This window comes from Actinomycetospora sp. NBRC 106378 (assembly GCF_030269685.1).
Classification (GTDB): domain Bacteria; phylum Actinomycetota; class Actinomycetes; order Mycobacteriales; family Pseudonocardiaceae; genus Actinomycetospora.
In genome coordinates, this window is sequence record NZ_BSTT01000005.1 from 240,388 (window position 1) to 266,523 (window position 26,136).

General features: G+C 74.8%; 25 protein-coding genes. 14 read left to right on the forward strand and 11 right to left on the reverse strand.

Annotated features, from left to right (window positions below; genetic code table 11):
* Window positions 1–8: 8 nt before the first annotated feature.
* The gene (locus QSK00_RS14405; protein ID WP_285591749.1) at window positions 9–869 is read right to left on the reverse strand and encodes a LysR family transcriptional regulator; all 861 of its coding nucleotides are present in this window, start codon (window positions 867–869) and stop codon (window positions 9–11) included.
* Window positions 870–950: 81 nt separating this feature from the next.
* On the opposite strand from QSK00_RS14405, the gene QSK00_RS14410 reads away from it, so the two are divergent.
* Together QSK00_RS14410 and QSK00_RS14415 are read left to right on the forward strand one after the other, a co-directional pair.
* Window positions 951–1,934, forward strand: coding sequence for a type 2 periplasmic-binding domain-containing protein (locus QSK00_RS14410; RefSeq protein WP_285591751.1), 984 nt, complete (start codon window positions 951–953; stop codon window positions 1,932–1,934).
* 88 nt (window positions 1,935–2,022) lie between these two features.
* Window positions 2,023–2,661: a biliverdin-producing heme oxygenase gene (locus QSK00_RS14415; protein WP_285591753.1), complete on the forward strand. Its 639-nt coding sequence runs from the start codon at window positions 2,023–2,025 to the stop codon at window positions 2,659–2,661.
* On the opposite strand, the gene QSK00_RS14420 is transcribed toward QSK00_RS14415, so the two are convergent.
* Complete coding sequence (locus tag QSK00_RS14420; RefSeq protein ID WP_285591754.1) at window positions 2,621–3,496, reverse strand: alpha/beta fold hydrolase; 876 nt, start codon at window positions 3,494–3,496, stop codon at window positions 2,621–2,623. The genes QSK00_RS14415 and QSK00_RS14420 overlap by 41 nt on opposite strands.
* A 44-nt stretch (window positions 3,497–3,540) precedes the next feature.
* Between QSK00_RS14420 and QSK00_RS14425 the strand changes: the two genes are divergently transcribed.
* Window positions 3,541–4,881, forward strand: a complete 1,341-nt coding sequence (locus QSK00_RS14425) for an AfsR/SARP family transcriptional regulator (protein WP_285591755.1) — start codon at window positions 3,541–3,543, stop codon at window positions 4,879–4,881.
* Window positions 4,862–5,398 carry a hypothetical protein gene (locus tag QSK00_RS14430; RefSeq protein ID WP_285591756.1) on the forward strand — a complete coding sequence of 179 codons (537 nt, stop codon included), beginning with the start codon at window positions 4,862–4,864 and terminating at the stop codon, window positions 5,396–5,398. The genes QSK00_RS14425 and QSK00_RS14430 overlap by 20 nt, the downstream gene beginning before the upstream one ends.
* 68 nt (window positions 5,399–5,466) lie before the next feature.
* On the opposite strand, the gene QSK00_RS14435 is transcribed toward QSK00_RS14430, so the two are convergent.
* Window positions 5,467–6,243: an SDR family NAD(P)-dependent oxidoreductase gene (locus tag QSK00_RS14435; RefSeq protein ID WP_285591757.1), complete on the reverse strand. Its 777-nt coding sequence runs from the start codon at window positions 6,241–6,243 to the stop codon at window positions 5,467–5,469.
* 41 nt (window positions 6,244–6,284) lie between these two features.
* Entirely contained in the window at window positions 6,285–7,016 is a 732-nt protein-coding gene (locus QSK00_RS14440; protein WP_285591758.1) for an SDR family NAD(P)-dependent oxidoreductase, read from the reverse strand.
* 87 nt (window positions 7,017–7,103) lie between these two features.
* Here QSK00_RS14440 and QSK00_RS14445 point away from each other — a divergent pair, with 87 nt between their 5' ends.
* Window positions 7,104–7,940, forward strand: a complete 837-nt coding sequence (locus QSK00_RS14445; RefSeq protein WP_285591760.1) for a helix-turn-helix transcriptional regulator — start codon at window positions 7,104–7,106, stop codon at window positions 7,938–7,940.
* On the opposite strand, the gene QSK00_RS14450 is transcribed toward QSK00_RS14445, so the two are convergent.
* Together QSK00_RS14450 and QSK00_RS14455 are read right to left on the reverse strand one after the other, a co-directional pair.
* Window positions 7,915–8,895, reverse strand: coding sequence for a patatin-like phospholipase family protein (locus QSK00_RS14450; RefSeq protein WP_285591761.1), 981 nt, complete (start codon window positions 8,893–8,895; stop codon window positions 7,915–7,917). The genes QSK00_RS14445 and QSK00_RS14450 overlap by 26 nt on opposite strands.
* Window positions 8,880–9,719: a putative protein N(5)-glutamine methyltransferase gene (locus QSK00_RS14455; protein ID WP_285591762.1), complete on the reverse strand. Its 840-nt coding sequence runs from the start codon at window positions 9,717–9,719 to the stop codon at window positions 8,880–8,882. Before QSK00_RS14455 ends, QSK00_RS14450 begins: the two co-directional genes overlap by 16 nt.
* Before the next feature lie 7 nt (window positions 9,720–9,726).
* On the opposite strand from QSK00_RS14455, the gene QSK00_RS14460 reads away from it, so the two are divergent.
* The gene (locus tag QSK00_RS14460) at window positions 9,727–10,905 is read left to right on the forward strand and encodes an alpha-hydroxy-acid oxidizing protein (RefSeq protein ID WP_285591763.1); all 1,179 of its coding nucleotides are present in this window, start codon (window positions 9,727–9,729) and stop codon (window positions 10,903–10,905) included.
* A gap of 55 nt (window positions 10,906–10,960) precedes the next feature.
* On the opposite strand, the gene QSK00_RS14465 is transcribed toward QSK00_RS14460, so the two are convergent.
* A complete protein-coding gene (locus QSK00_RS14465) occupies window positions 10,961–11,410 on the reverse strand; it encodes a DUF6918 family protein (protein ID WP_285591764.1) in 450 nt (149 codons plus the stop codon).
* 102 nt (window positions 11,411–11,512) lie between these two features.
* Entirely contained in the window at window positions 11,513–12,649 is a 1,137-nt protein-coding gene (locus QSK00_RS14470) for a polyhydroxyalkanoate synthase family protein (RefSeq protein ID WP_285591765.1), read from the reverse strand.
* A 304-nt stretch (window positions 12,650–12,953) separates the two neighbouring features.
* Between QSK00_RS14470 and QSK00_RS14475 the strand changes: the two genes are divergently transcribed.
* Together QSK00_RS14475 and QSK00_RS14480 are read left to right on the forward strand one after the other, a co-directional pair.
* Complete coding sequence (locus QSK00_RS14475; protein WP_285591766.1) at window positions 12,954–13,814, forward strand: hypothetical protein; 861 nt, start codon at window positions 12,954–12,956, stop codon at window positions 13,812–13,814.
* 201 nt (window positions 13,815–14,015) lie between these two features.
* Window positions 14,016–14,642 carry a DUF4190 domain-containing protein gene (locus QSK00_RS14480; RefSeq protein ID WP_285591767.1) on the forward strand — a complete coding sequence of 209 codons (627 nt, stop codon included), beginning with the start codon at window positions 14,016–14,018 and terminating at the stop codon, window positions 14,640–14,642.
* Between the two features lie 58 nt (window positions 14,643–14,700).
* On the opposite strand, the gene QSK00_RS14485 is transcribed toward QSK00_RS14480, so the two are convergent.
* Window positions 14,701–14,988, reverse strand: coding sequence for a hypothetical protein (locus tag QSK00_RS14485; RefSeq protein ID WP_285591768.1), 288 nt, complete (start codon window positions 14,986–14,988; stop codon window positions 14,701–14,703).
* 180 nt (window positions 14,989–15,168) lie between these two features.
* Here QSK00_RS14485 and QSK00_RS14490 point away from each other — a divergent pair, with 180 nt between their 5' ends.
* Together QSK00_RS14490 and fgd are read left to right on the forward strand one after the other, a co-directional pair.
* The gene (locus QSK00_RS14490) at window positions 15,169–16,095 is read left to right on the forward strand and encodes an alpha/beta hydrolase (RefSeq protein ID WP_285591769.1); all 927 of its coding nucleotides are present in this window, start codon (window positions 15,169–15,171) and stop codon (window positions 16,093–16,095) included.
* 32 nt (window positions 16,096–16,127) lie between these two features.
* Complete coding sequence (gene fgd / locus QSK00_RS14495; RefSeq protein WP_285591770.1) at window positions 16,128–17,138, forward strand: glucose-6-phosphate dehydrogenase (coenzyme-F420); 1,011 nt, start codon at window positions 16,128–16,130, stop codon at window positions 17,136–17,138.
* A gap of 4 nt (window positions 17,139–17,142) precedes the next feature.
* Here the strand turns inward: fgd and QSK00_RS14500 are convergent, their stop codons facing one another.
* Entirely contained in the window at window positions 17,143–17,472 is a 330-nt protein-coding gene (locus QSK00_RS14500) for a DUF3140 domain-containing protein (protein ID WP_285591772.1), read from the reverse strand.
* A gap of 70 nt (window positions 17,473–17,542) precedes the next feature.
* On the reverse strand, window positions 17,543–18,361 hold the full coding sequence (panB, locus tag QSK00_RS14505) for a 3-methyl-2-oxobutanoate hydroxymethyltransferase (protein WP_285591774.1): 819 nt from the start codon (window positions 18,359–18,361) through the stop codon (window positions 17,543–17,545).
* 221 nt (window positions 18,362–18,582) lie between these two features.
* On the opposite strand from panB, the gene QSK00_RS14510 reads away from it, so the two are divergent.
* The 4 genes from QSK00_RS14510 to QSK00_RS14525 all read left to right on the forward strand — a co-directional run bounded on the left by QSK00_RS14510 (window position 18,583) and on the right by QSK00_RS14525 (window position 26,132).
* Window positions 18,583–20,172, forward strand: a complete 1,590-nt coding sequence (locus QSK00_RS14510; protein WP_285591775.1) for an alpha/beta hydrolase — start codon at window positions 18,583–18,585, stop codon at window positions 20,170–20,172.
* Between the two features lie 63 nt (window positions 20,173–20,235).
* Window positions 20,236–21,579: a glutamine synthetase family protein gene (locus QSK00_RS14515; RefSeq protein ID WP_285591776.1), complete on the forward strand. Its 1,344-nt coding sequence runs from the start codon at window positions 20,236–20,238 to the stop codon at window positions 21,577–21,579.
* 105 nt (window positions 21,580–21,684) lie between these two features.
* A complete protein-coding gene (locus QSK00_RS14520) occupies window positions 21,685–24,765 on the forward strand; it encodes a bifunctional [glutamine synthetase] adenylyltransferase/[glutamine synthetase]-adenylyl-L-tyrosine phosphorylase (RefSeq protein ID WP_285591777.1) in 3,081 nt (1,026 codons plus the stop codon).
* Window positions 24,765–26,132 (forward strand): pyridoxal phosphate-dependent decarboxylase family protein, encoded by a 1,368-nt coding sequence (locus tag QSK00_RS14525; RefSeq protein ID WP_285591778.1) that lies wholly within the window; start codon window positions 24,765–24,767, stop codon window positions 26,130–26,132. Before QSK00_RS14520 ends, QSK00_RS14525 begins: the two co-directional genes overlap by 1 nt.
* Window positions 26,133–26,136: the final 4 nt, after the last annotated feature.

A 26,136-nucleotide genomic window follows, 5' to 3' on the forward strand; every position in this document is an offset into this window, starting at 1 on the left:
CCGTCCGCTCAGGCCCGCCCGCCCACCAGCCATGCGTGCAGCGCCCGGGCGGCCGGCGACAGGGCCGTGCGCCGCAGCACCCCGAACGGAGGGTGCGCGGTCCGCGGCACCAGGTCGTGCACCGCGACGGGCGCCCCGGGCCGCTCGACCGCCGACGCGGCCAGCAGTGCGACCCCGAGCCCGGCGGCGACCAGCTCGCGCACGCCGTCGGGGGTGGACGCCTCGAACCGCACCGGCAGGTCGACGCCGAGCCGCCCGGCGAGCCCCTCGAGCACGGCGCGCAGCCCGCTGCCCACCGGCAGGCACACGAACGGCTCGTCGGCGAACGTCGCGAGGTCCCCACCGGCGCGACCCGACGGGGTCACGAGCACGAGCCGGTCCTCGGCGAGGGCCGTCGCGTGGATTCCCGACGGCAGGTCGGGATGGACGGGTCCGAGCACGAGGTCGACGGCGCCGGCGGACAGGTCGTCGGTCAGCGCGTCCACGAGCCCGGTCCGCAGGGAGAGCGTCACTCCGGGGTGACGACGGGCGAACCCGGCGAGCGTCGCGGGCAGGTCGTAGCCCCCGAGCACGCCCGTCGTCCCGACCGCGACCGACCCCCGGACCACGTCGGCGACCTGCGCGGCCTCGTCGCGCGCGGCCGCCAGCTCGGCGAGCACCCGCCGAGCCCGGACCAGGAACAGCTCGCCCGCCTCGGTGAGCGCGACCCGACGGGTGGTCCGGGCCAGCAGCGCGACCCCCAGCTCCGACTCCAGCCGCCGCACCTGGGCCGAGATCGCCGGCTGTGCGACGTGGAGGTCGTCCGCCGCCCGCGTGAACCCGCCGCACCGCACGACGGCCTCGAAGTAGGCGAGTTGTCGCAGCTCCACGCGATTCAGCGTCGAGCGCGATGAATCGGAGCGCAACACGGTCTTGGACGTCTCGGTGTCCGGCGGCGCATCGTGGGGGACATGATCACCGTCGGCTCCATGCGCTACGACACCACGGCCGCCCTGTTCGAGGGCACGGCGTCCTTCCCGGGCCACGGGATCGAGATGCGGACGGGCACGGTCGTCCCCGAGGTGTTCGCCCGTATGCTGCGCGACCGCGAGTTCGACGTCGCCGAGCTCGGTCTCGGCTTCCTGCTCCGGGTCCTCGAGGAGGAGCCGGGTGCCTTCGTCGCCCTCCCCGCCTTCCCGAACCGGGTCTTCCGCCACTCCTGCGTCTACGTCCACGCCGACGCGGGGATCACCGGCCCCGCCGACCTGGTCGGCCGGACCATCGGCGAGTTCGGGATGTACTCGCAGGACTCCGGGGTGTGGGCCAAGGGCATCCTCGCCGACGAGTACGGGTTCGATCCCGCGAGGAACCGGTGGGTGATCGGCGGCCTCGACACCCCGATGGCGCCCTTCGACTTCGTCCCGCAGCGTCACCCGCAGGGCGTCGAGATCGTCGCGGAGCCCGACCGGGCACTCTCGGACCTGCTCGCCACCGGCGAGATCGACGCGCTGTTCAGCGCCAACGTCCCCGCCACGTACGGCGGGCCGGGTGTCCGCCGGCTCTTCGAGGACTACGTGCCGCTGGAGCAGGACTGGTACCGCCGGACCGGGCTCTTCCCGATGATGCACGCCGTGGTGGTCCGGGCCGAGGCCGCGGCGGCGGACCCCGGCCTCGTCCGGGCCGCCTACCAGGGCTTCCTCGCGGCGAAGGACGCCGCGCGCGACCACTACCTCGGCGCGGGCCGCAAGCTCTACCAGGTGCACACGATGCTGCCCTGGATGAGCCGCCTCGTGGAGGACGACCTCGCGCTGCTCGGCGAGGACTGGTGGCCCTACGGCATCGCCGCGAACCGGGCGGAGCTCGACACCTTCCTGCGCTACCAGCACGAGCAGGGCCTGTCCGCGCACCGGTTCACGGTGGAGGAGGTCTTCGCGCCGGAGCTCCTCGACACCTGACCGGGGTCCCGACCCAGGGTTCCCACACCGGACGAACGTGCCTAGGGTCGACGGTCGGCAGGGCCCGTTCCCCTCCCGGAGGCGCCGGATGTCCGAGACCGTCCCGTTCCATCAGACCGTCCGCCGCTCCACCCTCGCCGTGCACGAGCGCGCGAACCACTCGCCGTTCATGGGCGCGCTGTTCGACGGGCGCCTGCAGGTGGCCGACTACGCGCGGCTCGTCGAGCAGTACTGGTTCGTCTACCAGGCCCTCGAGGCCACGGCGGACCGCCTCGCCACCGATCCGGTGGCCGGACCGTTCGTCACCGAGGAGCTGCGCCGGGTCCCGCGGCTCGCCGAGGACGTCCGCTTCTACGGCCTCGACGAGCTCACCGCCCTGCCCGCGACCGAGCGCTACGTCGACGCGATCGAGGCGACGGCCGACTGGCCCGGCGGGTTCGTCGCACACCACTACACGCGCTACCTCGGCGACATCGCCGGCGGCCAGGCGATCCGGGGGCTGCTGCCGCGGGTGTACGGGGTCACCGGCGGCGGCACGGCCTTCTACGACTTCTCGGAGCTCGGCTCCACGCCCCGCTTCCGCGACCGCTACCGCGCGCTGCTCGACGACGCTCCCTGGGACGACGTCGAGCGGGCGCGGGTGGTGGCCGAGGTGGAGCACGCCTTCGAGCTCAACATCGCGATGCTCACCGAGCTGTGGGGGACGACGGAGCAGCCCGCCGCCTGAGCAGCGCGCTGATCTCGTCCGGCGCGGTCTCGGCCATGAAGTGCCCGGCGTCGAGCGTGCGGTGCGTCAGGTCGGCGGCCCACGGCTTCCAGAGGTCGGCGGCGTCGAAGCCCAGCACGGCGCCCCAGTCCTGCTGCACGACCGTCACCGGCATCGTCAGCTGCTCCCCGGCGGCGCGGGAGGCCCGGTCGAGCGCGAGGTCGACGCCGGCCGACGCGCGGTAGTCCGCGACGATCGACCCGACCGCCTCCCGCGAGGCGCGCAGGTACTCGGCCCGGACGTCGTCGGGAAAGCTCCCGCCCCAGGCGTCGAGGAAGAAGCCGAAGAACGCGTCCGGGGCGCCGGCGATCATCGCCTCGGGGAGCCCGGGCGGCTGCGCCATGAGGTAGAGGTGGAAGGCGACGGCCGCGTCGACGCCGTGCAGGACGTCCCACGTCTCGGGCACGGGCAGGACGTCCAGAATGGTGAGGTGGCTGATCGCGTCGGGGTGGTCGAGGCCCGCGCGGATCGCGACGAGCGCACCCCGGTCGTGACCGGCGAGCGCGAACCGCTCCACGCCGAGGTGCCGGGCGACCGCGACGACGTCGGCGGCCATCGTGCGCTTGGCGTAGGTCTCCCCGGTGTCGGCCGGCTTGTCGGACGCGCCGTAGCCGCGCAGGTCGAGCGCGATCACGCGGTGGTCGGCGGCGAGGTCGGCGACGACGTGACGCCACATCAGGTGGGTCTGCGGGAAGCCGTGCAGCAGGACGACGGCAGGGGCGTCGGCCGGGCCGTCGACGGCGACGTGGAGCTCGACGCCGTCGACGCCCGGGACGCGGTGTGCGGTGGAGGTCATGCCGACGAGCCTGGGCCGGGCCGATGAGCATCCGATCAGTACGCGTGCTCGGTCCGGTCGACGCGGTCGGTCCCGACGGGGCCGTGGTCGCCCTGGGCGGACCGCGCCACCGCGCGGTCCTCGCCCGGCTCGCCGTCGCCCGCGGGCGCACCGTGCCGGTGGGGACACTGGTCGACGACCTGTGGCCGGACGGCTCGTTGCCGGCGCGCCCGGTCGGCGCCGTCCGGACGTTCGTCGCGGCGCTGCGGGCCGCGCTCGAGCCCGACCGGCCGCCCCGCACCCCGCCGACCTCGATCGTCACCCGCGGACCCGGCTACGCGCTCGCCGCCCCGGTCGACGTGGTGCGCTTCGAGGCGCTCCGGGACGACGACCCCGCGGCCGCCCTCGCCCTGTGGCGCGGCCCGGCGTACGCGGACCTCGCCGGCGTGGGGTGGGCGGAGGGGGAGCGGGCCCGCCTCGGCGCGCTGCGCCTCGACACGGTCGAGCGGCTCGCCCGCGACCGGCTCGACGCGGGCCGCCCGGAGGAGGCGGTCGCCGACCTCGACGCGCACACCACCGGGCACCCGTGGCGCGAGGAGGGCTGGCGGCTGCTCGCGCTCGCCCTGTACCGCGCCCGCCGGGAGGGCGACGCGCTCGCCGCGCTGCGCCGGGCCCGCACCCGGCTCGCCGACGAGCTCGGCCTCGACCCGGGCGCGGCGCTCGTCCGGCTGGAGACCGACGTGCTGCAGCGGTCACCGGCGCTGGACCTGCCCGCCTCCGACCTGTGGTCCACCGTCACGGGCCTCGGCCCGCGGGCGGCGCTGACGTCAACGACCCCGCTGCTGCGCACCCTCGCCGTCCACGGTGGTGGGCCGGTCACCGCCCTGCGCCGGCACGCGGCCGCGGTGGCCGAGGCGCAGCGGCTCGGCGACCCCGACCTCACCGCGCGGCTGCTCGGCGGCTACGACGTGCCGAGCGTCTGGAGCCGCTCGGACGACCCGGCGTCGTCGGCGGTGCTGGTCCGTGCCGCGCAGTGGTGCCTGGCTGCCTCGCCCGGCCCGGCGACCCGGGCCCGCCTGCTCGCCACGATCGCGCTCGAGACCCGCGGGCTGCCGGGAGGGCGCGGCCCGACCGCGGCGCGCGAGGCGGAGACACTGGCGCGGGAGCTCGGCGACCCGACGGTGCTGCGGCATGCGCTGGCCGGGCGGGTGGTGCAGGCGTTCCACCGGCCGGGCAGCGCGCCGGAGCGGGTCGCCCTCGGCCGGGAGATCCTCGACCTGGCGGTCCGCGGCGAGGACCCGACGTCGGAGATCCTCGGCCACCCTCGTCCTGCTCCAGGCCCGCTGCGGCCTGGGGGAAACGACGGCGGCGGACGAGCACGCGCAGGTGCTCGCACGGCTGGGTGAGCGCCACGGGAGCCCCGGGGTCGGCGTGCTGCTCGACGGGTTCGCGGCCCTGCGGGAGGGGAGCGCGGACGGCCACCGCGCGACCGCCGCCCGGCTGCAGGAGGCGGGCATGCCCGGCGTCGGGAACGGTCTGGCGGCGCTGGCCCTCGCCGGTCTGCGGCTGCGGCAGGGCGAGCCGCCGGGGAAGCTCCCCGACGCCGGGCCCTACGCGCCGTGGGTGCGCGCGTGGGCCTCGTCCGCATGGAAGCAAGGCCCTGTCGGCGTGCTCCCCGTGCCCTGCAGCCAGTGCCAGGAGAACCGGCACCGTCGGCTGGACCTGCCCGACCCGCCGCCCGGGCACGTCGCGGACGCGCTCTGGGTGCTGGCGGGACGGGCCGGACTGGCCGTGGGCGACACCGACCTGGTGGCGCGGGCGGTCGAGGCGCTGACCCCGGCCGCCGGTGAGGTGGCGGGCGCGAACTCCGGGCTGCTGTCGTTCGGCCCGGTCGCCGACCACCTCGCGGTCCTCGCAGCCTGACGAGACGTCATCCATCGGCCTGGACCGACCACCTCGAGCCCCATGCAAGACGTCTCGAGCCGGCGTCGTCAGGAAGGACGGGCCATCGCCGCGTGCTTCTCGGCCTTCTGGACCTCGCTGAGCTTGCGGTTGTCCTCGACCTGCTGCCGGGTGGCGTCGTCGCCGCCGATGACGTGGTCGTCGCCGCGCATCAGCGCCTCGTAGCCCTGGCGGGCGACCTCGGCCTGGTCGTTCTTCCACGAGTCGTCGCCGAAGACGGTGTCGTCCATCCCGGCCGAGTGGTGGAACTCGCTGTTCGTCGCGCCGGGCAGCAGCGCGGTGACGCTGATCCCGGACTCACGCAGCTCCTCGCGCAGCGACTCGGCGAAGGAGAAGCCGAACGCCTTGCTCGGCCCGTACACCGTCTCGTAGGGCGTCGGCTGCAGCGCGGAGATCGACGAGGTGAGCAGGATGCGGCCGCGGTTCTCGGCGAGCATCGCGTGCACCACGCGCTTGGCCAGGTGCACCGTCCCGGTCACGTTGATCGCGAGGAGCTCGAGCTCGGCGTCCAGGTCGGTGTCGGCGAACGCGCCGCCGATCCCGATCCCGACGTTGAGGCACGCGACCTCGACCGCGCGCTCCAGGCCGGCGACGAACGACCAGAACTCCTCGACGCCCTCGTACGTGCCCAGGTCGACCTGGACCCCCCACGCCTCGCCGCCGTGCCCGCGCAGCGCGGCCGCCGACTCGTGCACGCGGTCGGCGCGCCCGGAGATCACCACGTCGTGGCCGTGCTGCGCGAGCTGCTGGGCGAGTTCGAAGCCGATGCCGGACGAACCGCCGGTGACGAAGGCGAGGGGACGCATGGGCGGGGCGTTCCCGACGGCGGGTCGGGTCACTCCTGCCGTCAGCCGAGGCTCGTGGAGGTGATCCCGCCGTCGACGGCGATCTCCGCGCCGTGCAGGTAACCCGCGGCGTCGGAGAGCACCCACGTCACGGCGTCCGCGATCTCGTGGGGGCGGCCGGGCCGACCGGCGGGCGTCCGGGCGGTCATCGCGGCGACCACCGCGTCGTCGGCGTCGTTGATCGGCGTCCGCGTGGCGCCCGGCGACACGGCGTTGACCCGCACCCCGCGGGGCCCGAACTCGGCGGCCCAGCTGCGCGCGAGCTGGAGCTCGGTGGCCTTCGTGGCGGAGTACAGCCCGACGAACGGGTGCCCGACGTGCGCCATCCACGAGCCGATCACCACGATCGCGCCCTCGCCGCGCTCCGCCATCGCCGGGGCGAGCGCGGCGGTGAGCACGTGCGGGGCGCGGACGTTGACCGCGAGGGTGGCCTCGAGGTCGGCGTCGGACAGCGACGGGGTGTCGACCGGCGGGCAGAGCGCGGCGTTGTGGACCAGCACGTCGACGTGCCCGTCGAGGGCGTCGGTCGCGGCGGCGGCGAAGGCGCGGAGTTCGTCGGGCGAGCCGGTGAGGTCGGAGGGCAGGAAGGTCGTGCCCAACTCGGCGGCGAGGGCGTCGCCGCGGGTCTTGTCGCGGCCGGTGACGAGGACCCGGAGGCCGGCGGCGCTCAGGGCGCGGGCGGTGGCGGCACCGATCCCGCTGGTGGAACCGGTGACCAGGGCGTGGCGTGTCATGGCATCGAGACCACACCCGCCGTCGGGACGGAGCCAGGGCACGTGATGACCATGTCCGGCGGGGGAGGGCTCCGTAGGGTCGGTGCCGTGCCCTCCGAGCTCGGTGCCTTCCTGCGGTCGCGCCGCGACCGGCTCACCCCCGCCCAGGCCGGGATCACGCCGTTCCCCGGCCCGCGCCGCGTCCCCGGGCTGCGCAAGGAGGAGCTCGCCGTCCTGGTCGGACTGAGCGCCGACCACTACAGCCGCCTCGAGCAGGGCCGGCAGCGCACCCTGACCGACGACGTCGTCGAGGCCCTCGCCCGGGCGCTGCGCCTGGACGACGTCGAGCGGGCGCACCTGCGTGACCTGGCCGCGCCGACCCGCCGTCGGGACCCCGGCTGGGAGGCGCCGCAGCGTCCCGATCCCGGGCTGCTGCGCCTGATGACCACCCTCGGGCACGTACCGACCCTGCTGCTCGGACGGCGGGGCGAGGTCCTCGCGGCCGGGCCGCTGCTGGCCCCGGTCATCGGCGCGGACCTGGCGCCGGGGGACTCCTTCGTGCGGTGGCTCTTCCTCGACGCCGGGGCCCGCGCGCGGATCGTGAACTGGGCGGACTTCGCAGCGGCGGCGGTGGGGGCGCTGCGCTACGAGGTCGGGCGGCACCCGCGCGACCGGCGGCTGCTGGCCCTCGTCGACGAGCTGCGGGCCGCCGACCCGGACGTCGCCCGGTGGTGGGACGACCGCGGGGTGGCCGACCGGACCTCGGTGGCCAAGCTGATCGACCACCCGACGGCGGGGCGGCTCGAGTTCGGGATCGAGGCGGTGTCGGTGCCGCACGACCTCGAGCAGCGCCTCGTCGTCTACACCGTGGAGCCGGACTCGCCGACGGAACGGGCGTTGTGGCTGCGCCTGGTGAGCACTAATCCGTCCCTGAGCACGGATTAGTGCTCACCTGGGCGTAGCCCACCTCCAGCGCCTCACCCAGCAGACCGAGGTCGGTCGACGTGCGCGAGACCGCCGGTGCGTCCCCGGGCGGGCGGAACTGCCGGACCCGGTCACCGAGCCCGTCGAGGACCGCCTCGGTGCGCGCCGCCTCCGCCACGCGGTCCCGCCACGGTCCGACGACCCCCGGGGCGTGCCGACGCAGCCACCGCCGCACGATGGCGTCCACGACGCTCGGCGGCTCGGCCGGGACGTGCTCGGCGGCGTGGGTCCGCAGGACGACCAGGTGCGTGATCCCCGCCGCCAGCGCGGTGTGGGCCGCCACGGGTTCGGAGAGGCCGCCGTCGACGAAGCGTCGGCCGCGGAGAGTCTCGGGCAGCCCGGCCAGGACCGGGAGCGTGGAGCTCGCGCGGAGGGCCCGCGGGACGTCCTCGGGGCCGGTGAGCAGCGGACGCAGATCGGTGGAGACCCCGGTGGTCGCGTCGGTGGCCATCGGGTGGAAGGGGCCGGCGAGCACCCGGTCGAACGGCATCGGGAACTCGTGGACGTAGACCTGCTCGACCAGGTGCGCGAGGTCGACGACGGGGCCGCCGCGCAGCATGCGCGTCGGGCTGATCGTCCCGCGCATCACCGACCGGTCCACCCACGGTGCCATCGCCGCGCGCGCCATCCCGGCCGTGAACCACGCCGCGTTCAGCGAGCCCGCCGACACCCCGTACACGGCGTCGAAGCACCCGCCGAACCCCTGGTCCTCCAGCGCCGCGGCCATGCCCGCCGAGTACGTCGCGCGGCTCCCGCCGCCCTCGACGACCAACGCGACCTGCGCCCCGTCGTCAGGGAATCCTTCCCGACGCTTCCCGGGTCGAGCTCCGCTGCGCTGCGTCTCCCGTTCCTCGGGTCGAGCTCCGCTGCGCTGCGTCTCCCGGCGACGGGTCAGCACGGTCAGCGGGTCGGCCATCGGCCCTCCACGGTGGTCGCGTCGTCGTCGGTGTGCACGGTGGCCGCCAGCCCGGCGGCGCGCACGGCGGCGGCGAGGTCCGGCCCCTGGTGAGTGGCGCACTCCACGAGGAGCGCGCCGGTCGGGGCGAGCCAGCCGGGGGCGAGGGCGGCGATCCGACGGGCGAGGGCGAGACCGTCGGGGCCACCGTCCAGCGTGGGCCGCGGCTCGTGCTCCCGGGCCTCGGGGGGCATGCGGGCGATCTCGTCGGTCGGGACGTACGGCGGGGAGGCGAGCAGGACGTCGACGCGACCGCGCAACGACGTCGGGAGAGGGGCGTCGAGGTCGCCCTCGTACACCGCGCCCGGGACGTTGCGGCGGGCGCACGCGACGGCCGCCGGGTCGAGGTCGACGGCGTGGAGCTCGACGGGTGGCAGGAAAGCGTCGTTGCTGTCACCGGGCGACAGCAACGACGCTTTCCTGTCACGGGGGAGGGGGCCGGCGGCGACGGCCGCCCCGAGCGCCCCCGACCCGCAGCACAGGTCCACGACGACGGCGCCCGGCCGCACCCGCGCCGCGGCCAGGTCGACCAGCAGCTCGCTGCGGTGCCGCGGCACGAACACCCCCGGCGCCACGACGACCCGCAGCCCGCGGAACGCCGCCCAGCCCAGGACGTGCTCGAGCGGCTCCCCGGCGACGCGGCGGGCGATCTGTTCGTCGTCCGCGTCGGCGAGGAGTTCCGCCTCCTCCTCGGCGAACACGCACCCGGCCGCGCGCAGACGGGAGACGAGGTCCACGACCCCACCGTAGGACGGGTGGTGGCGCGGCCCGCGCCGTGGTGGCATCTGGGGTGTGGCTCAGTACGGGGACTACCAGCTGGAGATCTACGGCGCCGGCCTCCAGGGGGTGCTGCCGCGCTGGCCGGTCGACTTCGCGTCGTTGGAGGCGGCCGCGGGCGCCTCGCTGCCCGACTGGATCCTGAACTACGTCGCCGGCGGGTCCGGGGACGAGCGCACCCAGCGCGGCAACGCCGAGGCCTTCGGCTGGTGGGGGATCGTGCCCCGCATGATGCGGGGCGCCTACGAGCGCGACCTCAGCACGTCGTTCTGCGGGGTCGACCTCCCGACGCCGCTGTTCTGCGCCCCCGTGGGCGTGATCGGCCTCTGCTCCCAGGACTTCCACGGCGACCTCGCCGTCGCCCGGGCCTGCGCCCGCACCGGCGTCCCGATGGTGATGTCCACCTTGACCAACGACCCGCTCGAGGACGTCGCCGAGGCCCTCGGGGACACCCCCGGCTTCTTCCAGCTCTACACGCCGAAGGACCGCGACGTCGCCGTCTCGCTCATCCAGCGCGCGGACAAGGCGGGCTTCCGCGGCATCGTCGTCACCCTCGACACGTGGGTGACCGGCTGGCGGCCGCGGGACCTGAACACCGCGAACTTCCCGCAGCTGCGCGGCCACTGCCTGGCCAACTACTTCTCCGACCCGGCGTTCCGCGCCCTGCTCACCGACGCGCCGGAGGAGAACCCACGCGCCGCGATCGGGCTGTGGTCGCGGATGTTCGGGCACAGCGTCGGCTGGGACGACCTGGCGTGGATGCGCGAGGCCACCGACCTGCCGATCCTGCTCAAGGGGATCAGCCACCCCGACGACGCCCGACGTGCGGTCGAGCTCGGCGTCGACGGCCTCTACTGCTCCAACCACGGCGGCCGGCAGGCCAACGGCGGGCTCCCGGCGCTGGAGACGCTGCCCGACGTCGTCGCGGCGGCCGGGGAGGTGCCGGTGCTGTTCGACTCCGGCGTGCGCAGCGGGGCCGACGTCGCGAAGGCGCTGGCGCTGGGGGCGACGGCGGTCGGGCTCGGCCGGCCGTACGCCTACGCGCTGGCGCTGGGCGGCGAGGACGGGGTGGTGCACCACCTGCGCTCGGTGCTCGCCGAGACCGACCTCGTCATGGCCGTCGACGGCTACCCGACGCTGGCCGACCTGCGCGGTCCGGGGTCGATCCGGCGGCTGCCGCACCAGGTGGCGTAGCCAGGTGAGCACTAATCCGTGTTCGGGCACGGATTAGTGCTCACCTGAGCGGAGCTCACACCGCGGCGTGCTTCTCCACCACGGCGCCGAGACGCGGCAGCGCCTCGATGACGTTCTCCTGGGCCTTGCCCCGGAGCTTGGAGTAGACCGACGTGATGGCCGCGCGGTTCGACTTCTCCGCGCGCCGGTCGGTGACCGAGAGCAGGGCCTCGGACACCGGCTGCGGGTGCGCGGCGAGGTAGGCGCCGAAGTCGCCGGTCGGCGAGGCGTTGTAGGCCATCCAGTGCGGCTCGAGCGCCTCGACGAACTCGTCGAGGAGCGTGTCGATGACGCCCCAGATGATGCCCGGCTTGATCTTCTTGACGGCGGCGTACCCGGTCTTGATCACGCCGCCGGACAGGCCGCTCTTGTCCTTGACCTCGTCGTCGACGAGCGTCTCGAGGTCGGTGACCACGAAGCCGCGCTTGTCGGAGTCGAGCAGTGCTGCCTTGAGGGTGACGGCCACGCTGGGGTGTCCTTCCACGGGGGAGCAGGGCCGCGGTGACCGTACGACACCCGTTCGAGCGCCGGTCGGACACCCCGGGCGCCGAATCACATCCGTGTGGTTCTACGCGTCGTGGTCGGTGATGAAGTCGAGGAAGAGCGGCCAGGTGTGGGTCTTCGCCCGACGCCCGGTGAGCACCCCGAGGTGCCCGCCGGGCTCGACCTCGAAGCGCAGGTCGGCGGCCTTCGTCAGGAGCTCGACGCCCTTGCGCACGCTGTCCACCGGCGCGATCCCGTCGTCGGCGCCCGCGATGAGCAGGATCGGGTCCTCCACGTCGGCCAGCCGCACCCGCCGTCCGCCGACGTGGACGGTGTCCCGGGCGATCTCGTTGCCGCGGATGACGTGGTGGAACACCTGCCCGAACGCCCGCCCGGGGTAGGCGACCATGTTGTGCATCAGCACGTCGACCGCCTCCATCTGCTCGAGGAGGTCGCGGTCGTCGAGGTGGGTCAGCACGGTGATCGGCTTGGTGATGTAGCGGTCCGCGCTCACGAGCTGGAACGCCGCCCGCACGGCCGGGGCCGGGAAGCCGCCGAGGACCCGGTAGGCCGTCGTGAAGATGGCGCCGCCGGTGTACTCCGCGATCGACCGGAACGGCGCCACGATCGGCACCTTGTCCACGTCGACCGGCGCCGCGAAGGCCGTGCCGGAGGCCACGGGGAGGTCGTGCGCGGCCAGGGTGAGCAGCACGAACAGACCACCGAGGCTCCACCCGGCCAGGTGCAGGTCGCCGGCGTCCCCCGCGTCGTCGTGCGCCGCCTCGATCGCGGCGGGCAGCACGTCGTCCACCCAGGTCTCGAGGCCCCGTCGCCGGCCCCGCCAGAACGCGGCGTCGTAGGTGACGATGTACACGGTCCGACCGTGCTCGAGCAGGAACTCCACGAGGCTGTTCCCACGGCGCAGGTCGAACGCCAGGTCCGGAGCCCCCAGCGGCGGGATCAGGAGCACCGGGTTCCCGACGACCGGTGTGTCCGGGATGGCGGTGTAGCGGTGGAGGGTCCAGCCGCGGCCGCCCGTGAGCGCCGTGCGCGGCCGACGGGTGGTGTCCGCGAGGTGGCCCTCCCAGAGGCGGTCCCACACGTTCTCGGCCGCCGAGGAGACCCGGGCGAGCACCGACCCGGCCTCCCTGAGCGCGGCGTCGAGCACCGTCGGGGTGTGGTCGGGCTCGCCGGCCGGGACGGGGGTACGGGCGCTGGACACGGCGGGATCGTAGGGCCGATCGGGGGAGACCGAGCGATCGGAACGCCTCCGCGGCTCCGAACGGTGACACGACGAGCGGTCGCCCGCCCGCGGCCGGGCGACGTCGCTGCAGGTCGACGCGGTGTCGGCCCCCCACTCCGTGGAGTGACACCGGGGCCCACACGGACGCATGACATCCCGCCTGATCGTCAGAAGGACGACTACATGGTCCATCCGTTTGACTTGTCGACGCGGCATCCGGACGAGGGCAGACGTCCGGACGCGGCAGGTGGACCGAGAGACCCGAGAGGACGGAGGACGGACGGTGGACCCGAGCACGGCGTCGGTGCAGGGCGTGCCCGCACTCTTCGGAGGCGGGGGACCGCGGGTCGTCGGGACGAGCGCCAGTGCGCCCCGGGACGCGTCCGCGTCGTCCGCCGAGGCCGTCGCGGCCAGGCGTCGGCGGCTCGCCGTGGCCGGGGTGTCGCTCATGGGCGCCGCCGCGGTCAGCACGGCCGTCTTCCAGACGGTCACCGGCACTTCCACGTCCCTCGCGATGACGAGCGGCCTGAGCGCCTTCCTCGGCGGGACGGCGACGCCCACCCCGCAGGGTCCGGTGGCTCCCGTCGCCCCGGCCGCACCCGCGATCACCGACCTCGGGGCACTGTCGGCCGGACCGGGCACACCGCCGGTGCTGTCGTCGTCGCCGTCCTCGCAGGAGGTGGCACTGCGGTCCTCGCAGGGGCCGCTGGCCGGGCCGGGCGACCTGCCCGACGCCTCGCGCGCCGCGGCCCCGGCCGGGGGACGCGCCGCAGCACCCGCCCCGGGCGGGATGTCGGACGGCGGGTCCCGCGGGTCCGGGGGCTGGTCGGGCGGCCGCCACCACGGGGGCTCGAGCTCGCCGTCGAGCTCCACCCCGCCGTCGAGCTCCACCCCGCCGTCGAGCTCCACCCCGCCGTCGAGCAGCGCGCCCACGACGACCCCGCCGAAGAGCGAGCCGCCGTCGAGCACCCCGCCGTCCTCGGCGCCGTCCTCGCAGCCGTCCTCGCCGTCGAAGACCGGGTCCTCGACGCCGAAGTCGGATCCGTCGCCGGAGAAGCCGTCGGAGCCCTCGCCCGACAAGCCGTCCCCGGAGAAGCCGTCGCCGGAGAAGCCGAGTACCCCCGGGGGCTCGACGAGCTCCTGAACCGGGCGCCCGGTCCACGAGGGGGACAGGGCGCGGATTCCGGAGCGTCGGGCCCTGCCCGGTGTACCGCTCGCGAACGACCCACCGAAGGCGCGAGAAAGCGTCTCCCGTCCGTTTCGCCGGGTCCGAGGGCCCGCGATCTGCGAGGATGCCGCCTCACGCCGGGCCCGAGGCGGCCCACGCACCACTCGGGACGGGAACATGAGCGAGCCGAATCGCGAACCGCAGGACGCCGACCCGTTCGCCCGTCCGCAGGGGGAACAGGCCGGATCGAGCGGCACCGGCTACCCGCCGCCCACGGCCTACGACGGGCCGTCCTCCCAGCCGACCGCGGCACCGTCGGGCGGGGGCACCCAGGACGCCGGATCGAGCGGCTACGGCCCGCCGTCGTCCGAGCAGCCGTCCCAGACCGGCTACGGCCAGCAGGGCTACGGACAGCAGGGCTACGGGCAGACCGGCTACGGCCAGCAGGGCTACGGACAGGTCGACCCCGGTCAGACCGGGTACGGGCAGCCCGCCTATCCCCAGTCCGGCGGCTACCCGGCCCAGGCCGGCTACGGCTACCCGGCCCCGACGCCGACGAACGGGCTGGCGATCGCGTCGCTCGTGCTCTCACTGCTGGCGTTCGTCTTCGGCATCACCGCGATCGGCGGGGTGATCTGCGGGCACATCGCCCGTCGGCAGATCCGGGAGCGCGGCGAGGGCGGCGACGGGCTGGCGCTGGCCGGCCTGATCATCGGCTACATCTTCATCGGCCTGTTCGTGCTCTTCATCGTGCTGCTCTTCGTCTTCATCGGCGTCGCCGCGGTGGGGTCGAGCTCGTACTGACCCCGGACACACCACCGCCCCCGGTCCCACGCGTGGACCGGGGGCGGTGGTGTGCGGATCAGCGTCCGAGGCGGCGCGACCGGCGCAGGTTCGCCCGCTGCTCGGCGCGCAGCTGGTGGACGACCACCGGCAGCACGACGAGCGCCACGAACGGCAGGCCCACCATCGGCACGGCGAACAGGCCGACGAGGCCGAGCACCATGACGACGAGGGCGGTCACCGGCGAGGTGACGACCGCGCGGACGCGGCTGAGATCGAGTCGCGTGGCCCGGGACCGTTCGGTGGTGGTGCCGACGGCAGCGATCCGGGGCAGGGTCGGGGTGTTCTGGGGCCAGGGCAGAGCCATCGGGAGCGCAGGGTCCTTCACAGATCGAGGGCGGGCGGGCCAAGACACAAGGGGCGGTGCACCGGGCCCGTTCGTGATCGATCGAGCCCGGCATGCCCACAGACGTCGTACCCCGGGCCGCGTTGCTCGCCGGTCAGGTCTCGATTCGGCAACGGCGGACCCCCGACCTAGGGTGCCCGCGTGACCGCAGCGGACCCGGACGTCGCAGCCCTCCTCGCCCGCTGGTCCGAGCGCGGTGAGCCCGCCATGTTCGAGGGCACTGACACCCCCGAGGGCATCGAGGCGGCCCGCGAGCGTTACGCCGCCCTGCTCCGCGAGACGGTCCGGCCGGCGCGTGCTGCCCCGGAGGTCCGCGACGACGGACCGGTGCCGGTGCGGCTGCACCACCCCGCCGAGCGGACCACCGCGACCCTCGTCGTCCACGCCCACGGCGGTGGCTGGGTGCTCGGCGGGGGCGAGGTCTACGACCCGATCGCGCAGCGACTCGCCGACGACACCGGCGCCGTCGTGGCCGCCGTCGACTACCGCCTCGCGCCCGAGCACCGCTTCCCGGCACCGCTGCACGACGTCCTCGCCGGCCTCGCCTGGGCCGTCGACCACGCGGGGGAGTGGGACGCCGACCCGGCCCGGGTCGCCCTCGTCGGCGACTCGGCGGGCGCCAACCTCGTCGCGGGGGCGGCGCTCGCGCGCCGCGACCGGCGCGAACCCGTCGTCGGGACCCTGCTCGTCTACCCGCCGCCGGACTTCGAGGGTCGCTACCCGTCGGTCCGCGAGAACGGCGAGGGCCTCTTCCTGACGGCGGGTGACGTCGTCGCGTGCTCGCGGCTCTACCTCGGGTCGGCGAGCCCCCGGGGTGACATCCGCCTCTCCCCGCTGCGGGCGGACCTCACGGGGCTCGGCCCCACGATCGTCGCGACGGCGGGGCTGGACCCGCTGCGCGACGCGGGACGGGCGTTCGCCGAGGCCCTGACGGCCGCGGGGGTCGACGCGCGGCTGCGGGAGCACCCGACGTCGGTGCACGGCTTCCTCGGGTTCACGGGCGTGGTGCCCGCGGCCGACGACGCGGTCGCCGCGCTGCACCGGGAGTTCGCCGCGCTGATCTCCTGAGGCGGTCGGGGCGGACGACTACGCTCGCGACCGTGACGGTGAAGATCGGATACAAGGCGTCCGCCGAGCAGTTCGGTCCGCGGGACCTGGTGGAGTACGCCGTCCTCGCGGAGCAGGCGGGTCTCGACAGCGCCTGGGTCTCGGACCACTTCCTGCCGTGGCGGCACGAGGGCGGCCACGCGCCGTCCGCGCTGACGTGGATGGCCGCCGCGGGCGAGCGCACCTCCCGGGTGCAGCTCGGCACCAGCGTGCTCACCCCCACCTTCCGCTACAACCCGGCGGTCATCGCGCAGACGTTCGCGACGATGGCCCTGCTCACCGGGAACCGCGTCATCCTCGGCGCCGGCACCGGCGAGGCCCTCAACGAGGTCGCGGTCTCCGGGCGGGAGTGGCCCGAGTTCAAGGAGCGGTTCGCCCGGCTGCGGGAGTCCGTGCGCCTCATCCGGGCGCTGTGGACCGAGGAGACGGTGAACTTCGAGGGCGAGTACTACACCACCGTCGACGCCTCGATCTACGACCGCCCGGAGCAGCCGGTCCCGATCTTCGTCGCCGCCGGCGGGCCGCAGATGGCGCGCTTCGCGGGCCGGGCGGGCGACGGGATGATCTGTACGTCGGGCAAGGGCATGGAGCTCTACACCGACAAGCTCATGCCGGCCCTCGCCGAAGGCCGCGAGAAGGCGGGCACCCCGGGCATCGACGGGGTCGACCGGATGATCGAGATCAAGATCTCCTACGACCGGGACGCGGACCGCGCGTTGGAGAACACCCGCTTCTGGGCGCCGCTGTCGCTCACCGCCGAGCAGAAGCAGTCGGTGACCACCGCCCAGGAGATGGAGCAGCTCGCCGACGAGCTCCCCATCGAGCAGGTCGCGAAGCGCTGGATCGTCACCTCCGACCCCGACGAGGCGGTGGAGATGGTCCGCCCCTACGTCGAGGCCGGGCTCAACCACCTGGTGCTGCACGGGCCGGGCGACGACCAGCCCCGCTTCCTGGAGCAGGTCGCCGAGGACCTGCTTCCGAAGCTGCGCGGCCTGGGGGACTGAAGGCTCACTTCAGGGGGTCGTGGCCCCAGTTCATCAGCGAGTAGCGCCACGCGGAGGTCTCGACGTCCTCCTTCGACGGCTTCTGCTTCAGGTGCCGGGCCACGTACCCGTTCACCTTCTTCATGGCCGCGACGTCGTCGTCGTCGAGGTCGCCGACCTTCTTGCGCTGGATCTCCACGATCCGGCGGCCCATGGAGTGGCCGGTGGACTCCTCGTCGCCCGAGGAGTTGCCCACCGACTGCGACTCGTCGGTGTCGAGCCAGTCGTCGAGCTCCTTCGGCGACATGTTCACGGCGTCGTCGAACTCGGAGCGGATGGTGTCGGTGTCTGCCACGAAGTGGCGTACCCGCCAGGTGAGCACTAATCCGTGTCCTGGCACGGAAAAGTGCTCACCTGAGCGCAGCTCACCTGAAGGAGTGCTCCTCCGCCGGGTAGACGCCCTCGCGCACCTCGCGGGAGAACTGCTCGGCCGCCCCGCCGAGGGCGCCGGCGAGATCGGCGTAGCGCTTCACGAAGCGGGGCACGCGACCGGTGTTCAGGCCCGCCATGTCGGGCCACACGAGCACCTGGGCGTCGCAGTCGGGGCCCGCCCCGATCCCGACGGTGGGGATGCGCAGCTCGCCGGTCACCTTCTTCGCGACGTCGGCGGGCACCATCTCGAGCACGGTCGCGAACGCGCCGGCCTCCTGGACCGCGAGGGCGTCGGCGACCAGCTTGTCCGCGCCCGCTCCGCGGCCCTGCACCCGGAACCCGCCGAGGGCGTGCTCGCTCTGCGGGGTGAAGCCGAGGTGGGCCATGACCGGGATGCCGGCGTCGACCAGTGCCCGGATCTGCGGGGCGTAGTGCGCGCCGCCCTCGAGCTTGACCGCCGCCGCGCCGCCCTCCTTCATGAACCGGACCGCGGTCTCCAGCGCCTGGGCGGGGGAGACCTGGTAGGAGCCGAAGGGCAGGTCGGCGACGATCAGCGAGCGCGAGGCCCCGCGCACGACGGCCTTGGTCAGCATGAGGAGCTCGTCGACCGAGACCGGGACGGTCGAGTCGTAGCCGAGCACGTTGTTGGCGGCCGAGTCGCCGACGAGCAGGACGGGGATGCCCGCCTCGTCGAACACCCTCGCCGTCGGGAAGTCGTAGGCGGTGAGCATCGGCCACCGCTCACCGGCGTCCTTCCACTGCTGCAGGTGGTGGATGCGGACGCGCTTGGGCAGCTGTGCAGGTGACGTCATCGTCGTGTCCTCCTGCCTCGAGGCCCGCGCGTGCGGGTCCCCGGGCACGTGAGAGGGGAACAGTGCGCTGGGAAGCGTGCACCCCGCGGCCGTGCGCAGCGCGGACGTGTCGTCAGCCTCACAGCCCCGGGACCCCGACGGGGACCGCATCCGGCGGTTGCGAGGATGACCGGATGCGTCCGGGGAGCAGGTCCGTCCGTCCGAGGAGTTCCCGACGGCGGGTGTGGCGGCTCGCGGCGCTGCTCGCGGTGGTGCTCGCCGCCGCGGCGTGCGCCGACGCGGTCCCGGGCACGGCGACGGCCCCCGGGACCACCTCGTCCTCGGCGGCGCCCGCCGACGCGGTCCCGCCGGGGCTGGAGCGCTTCTACTCCCAGCAGCTGCGCTGGGGCTCGTGCCTGCCGTTCGCCACCACCGACGAGGACCGGCTCTACTACGACCAGCCCGGCTTCGAGTGCGCGCGCCTCGAGGTCCCGATCGACTACGCGAACCCGGGCGGCCGGACCGCGCAGATCGCGGTGTCGCGGGTGCGGGCGAGCGACCCGGACCAGCGCATCGGTTCGCTGCTGGTCAACCCCGGCGGGCCGGGCGCCTCCGGGGTGAGCCTGTCCTCCCAGCTCGCGCTCATCACCAAGGGCGACGAGGTGGCCCGCCGGTTCGACCTCGTCGGCTTCGACCCCCGGGGTATCGGCGCGAGCACCCCGACCATCCGGTGCCTGACCGGGCCGGAGCAGGACGCCCAGCGCGCCGCCGACATCACCGACCCGTCGCCGGCCGGGGTGGCGCGGGCGAACGGCCTGGCGCGTCAGACCGCGGACGGGTGCGCGGCGCGCAGCGGGGTCGACCTGCTGGCGAACGCGGGGACCCGCGACGTCGTCAAGGACATGGACGTGCTGCGCGCGGCGCTCGGCGACCGGCAGCTGACCTACCTCGGCTTCTCCTACGGCACCCGCCTCGGCTACACCTACGCCGAGCAGTTCCCGCGCAACGTGCGCGCGCTGGTCCTCGACGGCGCCCTGGACCCGAACCAGGACCCGACCGAGGAGGTCATCGACCAGGGCCGCGGCTTCCAGGGCGCGTTCGAGGCGTTCGCGAAGGACTGCGCGAGCAGGCCCGGCTGTGCTCTCGGCTCCGACCCGACGCAGGCGACGGCCCGCTTCCAGGCGATGACGCGGCCGCTGATCGAGGCGCCGATCCGGCTGCCCGACGGCCGGGTGCTCTCCTACAACGACGCCCAGCAGGGCACCATCCAGGCGCTCTACGCGACCTCGCTGTGGCCCGACCTGCGCCAGGGCCTGACCGAGCTGGCCCAGGGCCGCGGGCAGACCCTCATGGGCCTCGCCGACCAGTACTACGACCGGGCGCCCGACGGCTCCTACTCCCCGCAGCAGGACGCGTTCACCGCGATCCGCTGCGTGGACGACCCGCGGGTCACCGACCCGGCTCAGGCCCTGGACCGGGCGCAGCGCTACAACGAGGCCGCGCCGTTCCTCGACTCCGGGCGCGGGGCGAGCTCCGCGCTCGACTCGTGCGCGTTCTGGCCGGCGCAGGCCCCGGTGACCGGGGGCCCGCACACGCCGCAGGTGCCCGGCCTCGCCCCGCCGCTCGTGGTGTCCACCACCGGCGATCCGGCCACGCCCTACCAGGCGGGGGTCGACCTCGCGAAGGCGCTGAACGGCTCGCTGCTGACCAAGGTCGGCGACCAGCACACGGCCACGTTCCAGAACTTCCCGTGCGTCGACGCCATCGTGACCCGGTACCTCGTCGACGGGACGCCGGCCCCGCCGAACGCCCGGTGTGGCGAGACCGGGTGATCACGGTCCCGACGGGGGACCCCTGTGACGTCCCTGTAACACCGTCTCCTTAGGGTCGCGAGCATGGATCGGCAGCAGGAGTTCGTCCTGCGGACGTTGGACGAGCGCGACATCCGCTTCGTGCGGCTGTGGTTCACCGACGTCCTGGGTTACCTGAAGTCGGTCGCGATCGCCCCGGCGGAGCTGGAGGGGGCGTTCGCGGAGGGCATCGGTTTCGACGGGTCGTCGATCGAGGGCTTCAGTCGGGTCTACGAGTCGGACATGGTCGCGAAGCCCGACCCGTCGACCTTCCAGGTGCTGCCCTGGGAGGACGCCGACGGCGACCACTACTCGGCCCGGATGCTGTGCGACATCACGATGCCCGACGGCTCGCCGTCGTGGGCCGACCCGCGCCACGTCCTGCGCCGCGCGCTCTCGCGCGCCGCCGAGGCCGGGTTCACCTGCTACGTGCACCCCGAGATCGAGTTCTACCTGCTGCGCGACCTCCCCGACGACGGCACGCCGCCGGTCCCCGCCGACACCGGCGGCTACTTCGACCAGGCCAGCCACGACATCGCGCCGCACTTCCGGCGCCGCGCCATCGACTCGCTCGAGGCGATGGGCATCTCGGTGGAGTTCTCCCACCACGAGGGCGGGCCGGGGCAGCAGGAGATCGACCTGCGCTACGCCGACGCGCTGTCGATGGCCGACAACATCATGACGTTCCGCTACCTCGTGAAGGAGGTGGCGATCACCCAGGGCGTGCGGGCCTCGTTCATGCCCAAGCCGTTCACCCAGCACCCGGGCTCGGCGATGCACACCCACATCAGCCTGTTCGAGGGTGACCAGAACGCCTTCCACGACGCCGCCGAGCCCTACGAGCTGTCGAAGACCGGCAAGGCGTTCGTCGCCGGGGTCCTGCGCCACGCGCGGGAGATGTCCGCGGTGACCAACCAGTTCGTCAACTCCTACAAGCGCCTCGTCGTGGGCGGCGAGGCCCCGACCGCCGTGTGCTGGGGCCACGCGAACCGGTCCGCCCTGGTCCGCGTGCCGATGTACTCGCCGGGCAAGGCGTCCTCGCGCCGCGTCGAGGTGCGCTCGCTGGACTCCGCCGCGAACCCCTACCTGGCCTACGCCGTGATCCTCGGCGCCGGTCTCAAGGGCATCGCCGAGGGCTACGAGCTGCCGCCGGCCGCGGAGGACAACGTCTGGTCGCTGACCGAGGGCGAGCGCCGCGCGATGGGCTACCAGACGCTCCCGCAGAACCTCGACGGCGCGCTGCAGGCCTTCGAGCAGTCCGACCTCATGGCGGAGATCCTCGGCGAGCACGTCTACGACTTCTTCCTGCGCAACAAGCGCAGCGAGTGGGACGCCTACCGCCGCAACGTCACCCCCTACGAGCTGGCGACCTACCTACCGACGCTGTAGTCCGCGGCCCGGACGTCAGCGGTGGCACACGGCTGACGCCCGACGTCAGCAGGGCGCCACGGCGGCCGGACTCGTCGTCGGGACGGCGCGACTAGGCTCGCCCGGGTGACGAGCGCTGATGGTCGAGCTCCGCTTCGCTCCGTCTCCGTCCCGCCCTCCGCGCGCGACCGTCGGCCTGCCCGCACGCCGGCCCGGCTCGGCTTCACCGACCCCGACGCCGGGCCCCGCCTGGCCGAGCTCGGCTGGTGGGACGGGGACGACGCCGTGCCGGCCGCCGCCCTCGTCGTCTGGGCCCTGGCGCGGGCCGCCGACCCCGACCTCGCGCTCACCGCCGTGGAGCGGCTGCGCGAGTCGCTGGGGGAGGCGTGGTCGGAGCTCGACCAGGCGCTGCGCGTCGACCAGGGGCTGCGCGGGCGCCTGTTCGGGGTGCTCGGCGCCTCGACGGCGCTGGGCGACCACCTGATCAACCAGCCCGAGCGCTGGCGGCTGCTGCGCACCGTCCTCGCCCCGGGCCGGGTGCACGACACCTCCCGGATGCCGAGCGCGGCGGACCGCTGCCGGACGCACCTCGACGCGGTCGGCGCGAAGCCCGACACGGACGCCCCGGTCGCGGGCGTCACCGGCCAGGCGGCGGTGGAGCTGCTGCGCCTGGCCTGGCGCGACGACGTGCTGCTGCTCGCGGCCGCGGACCTGCAGTCGGTGTGCGAGCCGGAGCTGCCGTTCTGGCCCGTCGACGCGATCTCCGGGCAGCTCGCCGACGTCGCGGCCGCGGGCCTGGAGGCGGCGCTCGCGGTGGCCCGGGCCGAGATCGGTGCGGAGCGGGCCGCGGGCGTGCGCCTCGGGGTGATCGGCATGGGCAAGTGCGGCGGGCGGGAGCTGAACTACGTCTCCGACATCGACGTCATCTTCCTGCACGAGGGCCCCGCGGACGTCGCGACGCGGCTCGCGGCGGCGATGATGCGGGTGGCCACCGAGGCGTTCCTCGAGGTCGACGCGAACCTGCGTCCCGAGGGACGGCAGGGCCAGCTGACCCGCACCCTCGACGGGCACGTGTCCTACTACCAGCGGTGGGCCCGGACCTGGGAGTTCCAGGCGCTGCTCAAGGCCCGGCCGGTGGCGGGCGACCGGGAGCTCGGGCGGGAGTACTGCGAGGCCCTCGCGCCGATGGTGTGGAGTGCCGCCGAGCGGGACGACTTCGTGGCCGACGTGCGGGCGATGCGCAAGCGGGTCGAGGACCACATCCGCCACGACGTCGCCGACCGCGAGCTCAAGCTCGGTCGCGGCGGCCTGCGCGACGTGGAGTTCGCCGTGCAGCTGCTCCAGCTCGTGCACGGGCGCGGGGACGAGTCGCTGCGCGGGCAGAACACGCTCGAGACCCTCGCCGCGCTCGGCGAGGGCGGCTACATCGGTCGGGACGACGCCGCGAACCTCGCCGCCTCCTACCGCTTCCTGCGCCTGCTCGAACACCGGGTGCAGCTGCAGAAGCTGCGCCGCACCCACCTCTTCCCCTCCGACGACGACACCGCGGGTCTGCGCTGGCTCGCCCGCGCGGCGAAGCTGCGCCCGGACGGCCGCCGGGACGCGGTGGGGGTGCTGCAGGCCGAGCGCTCGCGCACCACCGTGCGGGTGCGCCGGCTGCACGAGAAGCTCTTCTACCGCCCGCTGCTGGAGTCGGTGGCGCGGGTGGCGGGCTCGGACCTGGTGCTCACCGAGCAGTCCGCCACGCGGCGCCTGGCGGCACTGGGGTGGAGCTCGCCGTCGGGGGCGCTCAAGCACGTCGCCGCGCTCACCGCCGGGACGAGCCGCGCGGCGCGCATCCAGCGGGCGCTGCTGCCGGTGCTGCTCGACCAGCTCGGTCACACCGCCGACCCCGACCACGGCCTGCTCGCCTACCGCAAGGTCTCCGAGGCGCTCGCGTCGACCCCGTGGTTCCTCGCCCTGCTGCGCGACGAGGGGCTCGCGGCGGACCGCCTCATGTACGTGCTGGGTACGTCCCGCTGGGTGGCCGAGATGATGCCGCGCTCGCCGGAGGTGCTCCGGCTGCTCGGGGGCGACGGCCCGTCGGCCGAGCTCGTCGCCCGGGAGCCCGGCGAGGTCGCGCAGTCGCTGCGCGCGGCCGTCGCCCGGCACACCGACCCGCGCTCGGCCGGCAACGTCGCCCGCTCGCTGCGCCGCGTGGAGCTCCTGCGGGTGGCGTGCGCGGACCTGCTCGGCCTGACCGACGTCCCCCGCGTGTGCACGGCGCTGACGAGCGTCTGGGCCGCCGTGCTGCAGGCGGCGCTGGAGGCCGCGATCCGGGAGCGGGCGGGCGACCGTCCGGCGCCGGCCATCATCGCGATCATCGGCATGGGGCGCCTCGGCGGCGGGGAGCTGGGCTACGGCTCGGACGCCGACGTCGTCGCGGTGTGCGAGCCCACGGAGGGCGCCACCGACCAGGAGGCCACCACCTACGCCCGCAGCGTGGTCGAGTCGGCGATCGCCGCGCTCGGCGCCCCCAGCCCCGACCCCGCCCTGGAGGTGGACACCAAGCTGCGACCGGAGGGCCGCAGCGGCCCGCTGGTCCGCACCCTGTCCTCCTACGCGGACTACCTGCGCCGGTGGGCGCAGACCTGGGAGTGCCAGGCCCTGCTGCGGGCCCGCCCCGTCGCGGGCGACGAGGACCTCGGTCGGCGCTTCACCGAGATGATCGCGCCCTACCGCTACCCCGAGGGCGGGCTGCCCGAGGAGCAGGCGACCGAGATCCGCCGGATGAAGGCGCGGGTCGACGCCGAGCGGCTCCCGCGCGGCGCGGACCGGGCGCTGCACACGAAGCTCGGCACCGGCGGGCTGGCCGACGTCGAGTGGACGGTGCAGCTGCTGCAGCTCCAGCACGCCGCGGCCGTGCCCGCGCTGCGCACGCCCTCGACCCTCGAGGCCCTCGAGGCGCTGCAGGCCGCCGACCTGCTCACCGCGGGCGACGCCGCCGAGCTCGCGGCGGGCTGGACGACCGCCACCCGCGCCCGCGGGATCGCCACGCTCGTCCGCGGCAAGCCGACCGACCAGCTGCCCCGCTCGGGTCGCGAGCTGGCCGCCATCGCGTCGGCGCTCGGCTTCCCGGAGGACGATCCCGGCGCCTGCATCGACGAGTACCGCCGCATCACCCGTCACGCCCGCGCGGTGGTCGACCGGGTGTTCTCGGCGGTCTGATGGACGGCTACGGACCGGCGCTCGACGCGGCCCGCGCGTTCGCCGACCGGTGGCTCGACTCGCTGCCCACCCGTCCGGTCGGCGTCCCGGTGGATCCCGCCGCCCTGCAGGCCGGGTTCGGCCATCTTCCCGACGACGGGCTCGGCGCGGCCGCGGTGCTCGGCGAGCTGACCGCGGCGCTCGAACCCGGCCTCGTCGCGAGCGGCGGGCCCCGGTACTTCGGGTTCGTCACCGGCGGCTCGGTGCCCGCGGCCCTCGCGGCGGACTGGGTGGTGTCGGCGACCGACCAGGACGCGGCCGTGGCGGTGATGTCACCGGGCGCGGCGGTCGTGGAGGAGGTGGCCGGGCGCTGGGCGCTCGAGCTGCTCGGCCTGCCGGTGGACGCGGCCGTCGGGTTCGCGACCGGCGCCCAGACCGCGAACATCACCTGCCTCGCCGCCGCCCGGCACGCCCTGCTCGCCGCCCTCGGCCGGGACGTCGAGGCCGAGGGGCTGGCGGGCGCACCACCGGTCACGGTGCTCGTCGGGGCCGCGGCCCACGCGACGGTGGTGCAGGCGTTGCGCCTGCTCGGGTTCGGCGCGCGGCACGCCGTGCGGGTGGCGACCGACGCGCAGGGCCGGATGTCGCCGGCAGCGCTGGAGACGGCGCTGGCGTCGGTCATCGGGCCGGTGCTGGTGTGCGCGCAGGCCGGACAGGTGAACACGGGGGCGTGCGACCCGCTGGGGGAGATCGCGGCCGTGGTGCGCTCGGCCGGGCCGGCGTGGCTGCACGTCGACGGCGCGTTCGGGCTGTGGGCGGCCGCCTCCCCGTCCCGGCGGCACCTGGTCGCCGGGGCGGAGCACGCCGACTCGTGGGCGGTCGACGGGCACAAGTGGCTGAACGTGCCCTACGACGCGGCGCTCGCCGTCGTCCGCGACCGGGCCGCCCTGACCACGGCCATGTCGGTGTCCGCGCCCTACCTGCCCCTCGGGGAGCTCGACCCCTCCACCCGCACCCTGGAGAACTCCCGCCGGCCCCGCGGGATACCGGTGTGGGCGGCGCTGCGCGCCCTGGGCCGCACCGGGGTGGCCGACCTCGTCGACCGGTGCTGCGACCTCGCCGTCCGCGCGGCCGACCGGTTCGCGGCGGGCGGGGTGGACGTCCTCAACGACGTGGTGCTCAACCAGGTCCTGCTGCGCGTGCCCGGGGTCGACGTCGCCGACCTCGCACGGGCGGTCGCGGCGGACGGCACCTGCTGGGTCGGCACCACCGTGTGGGACGGCGCGCCGGCGCTGCGGTTCTCGGTGTCGAACTGGTCGACGACGGCCCAGGACGTCGAGGTCTCGGTCGACCGCATCCTCGCCCTGCGGGACGCGCTCGCTCGGTGACCGT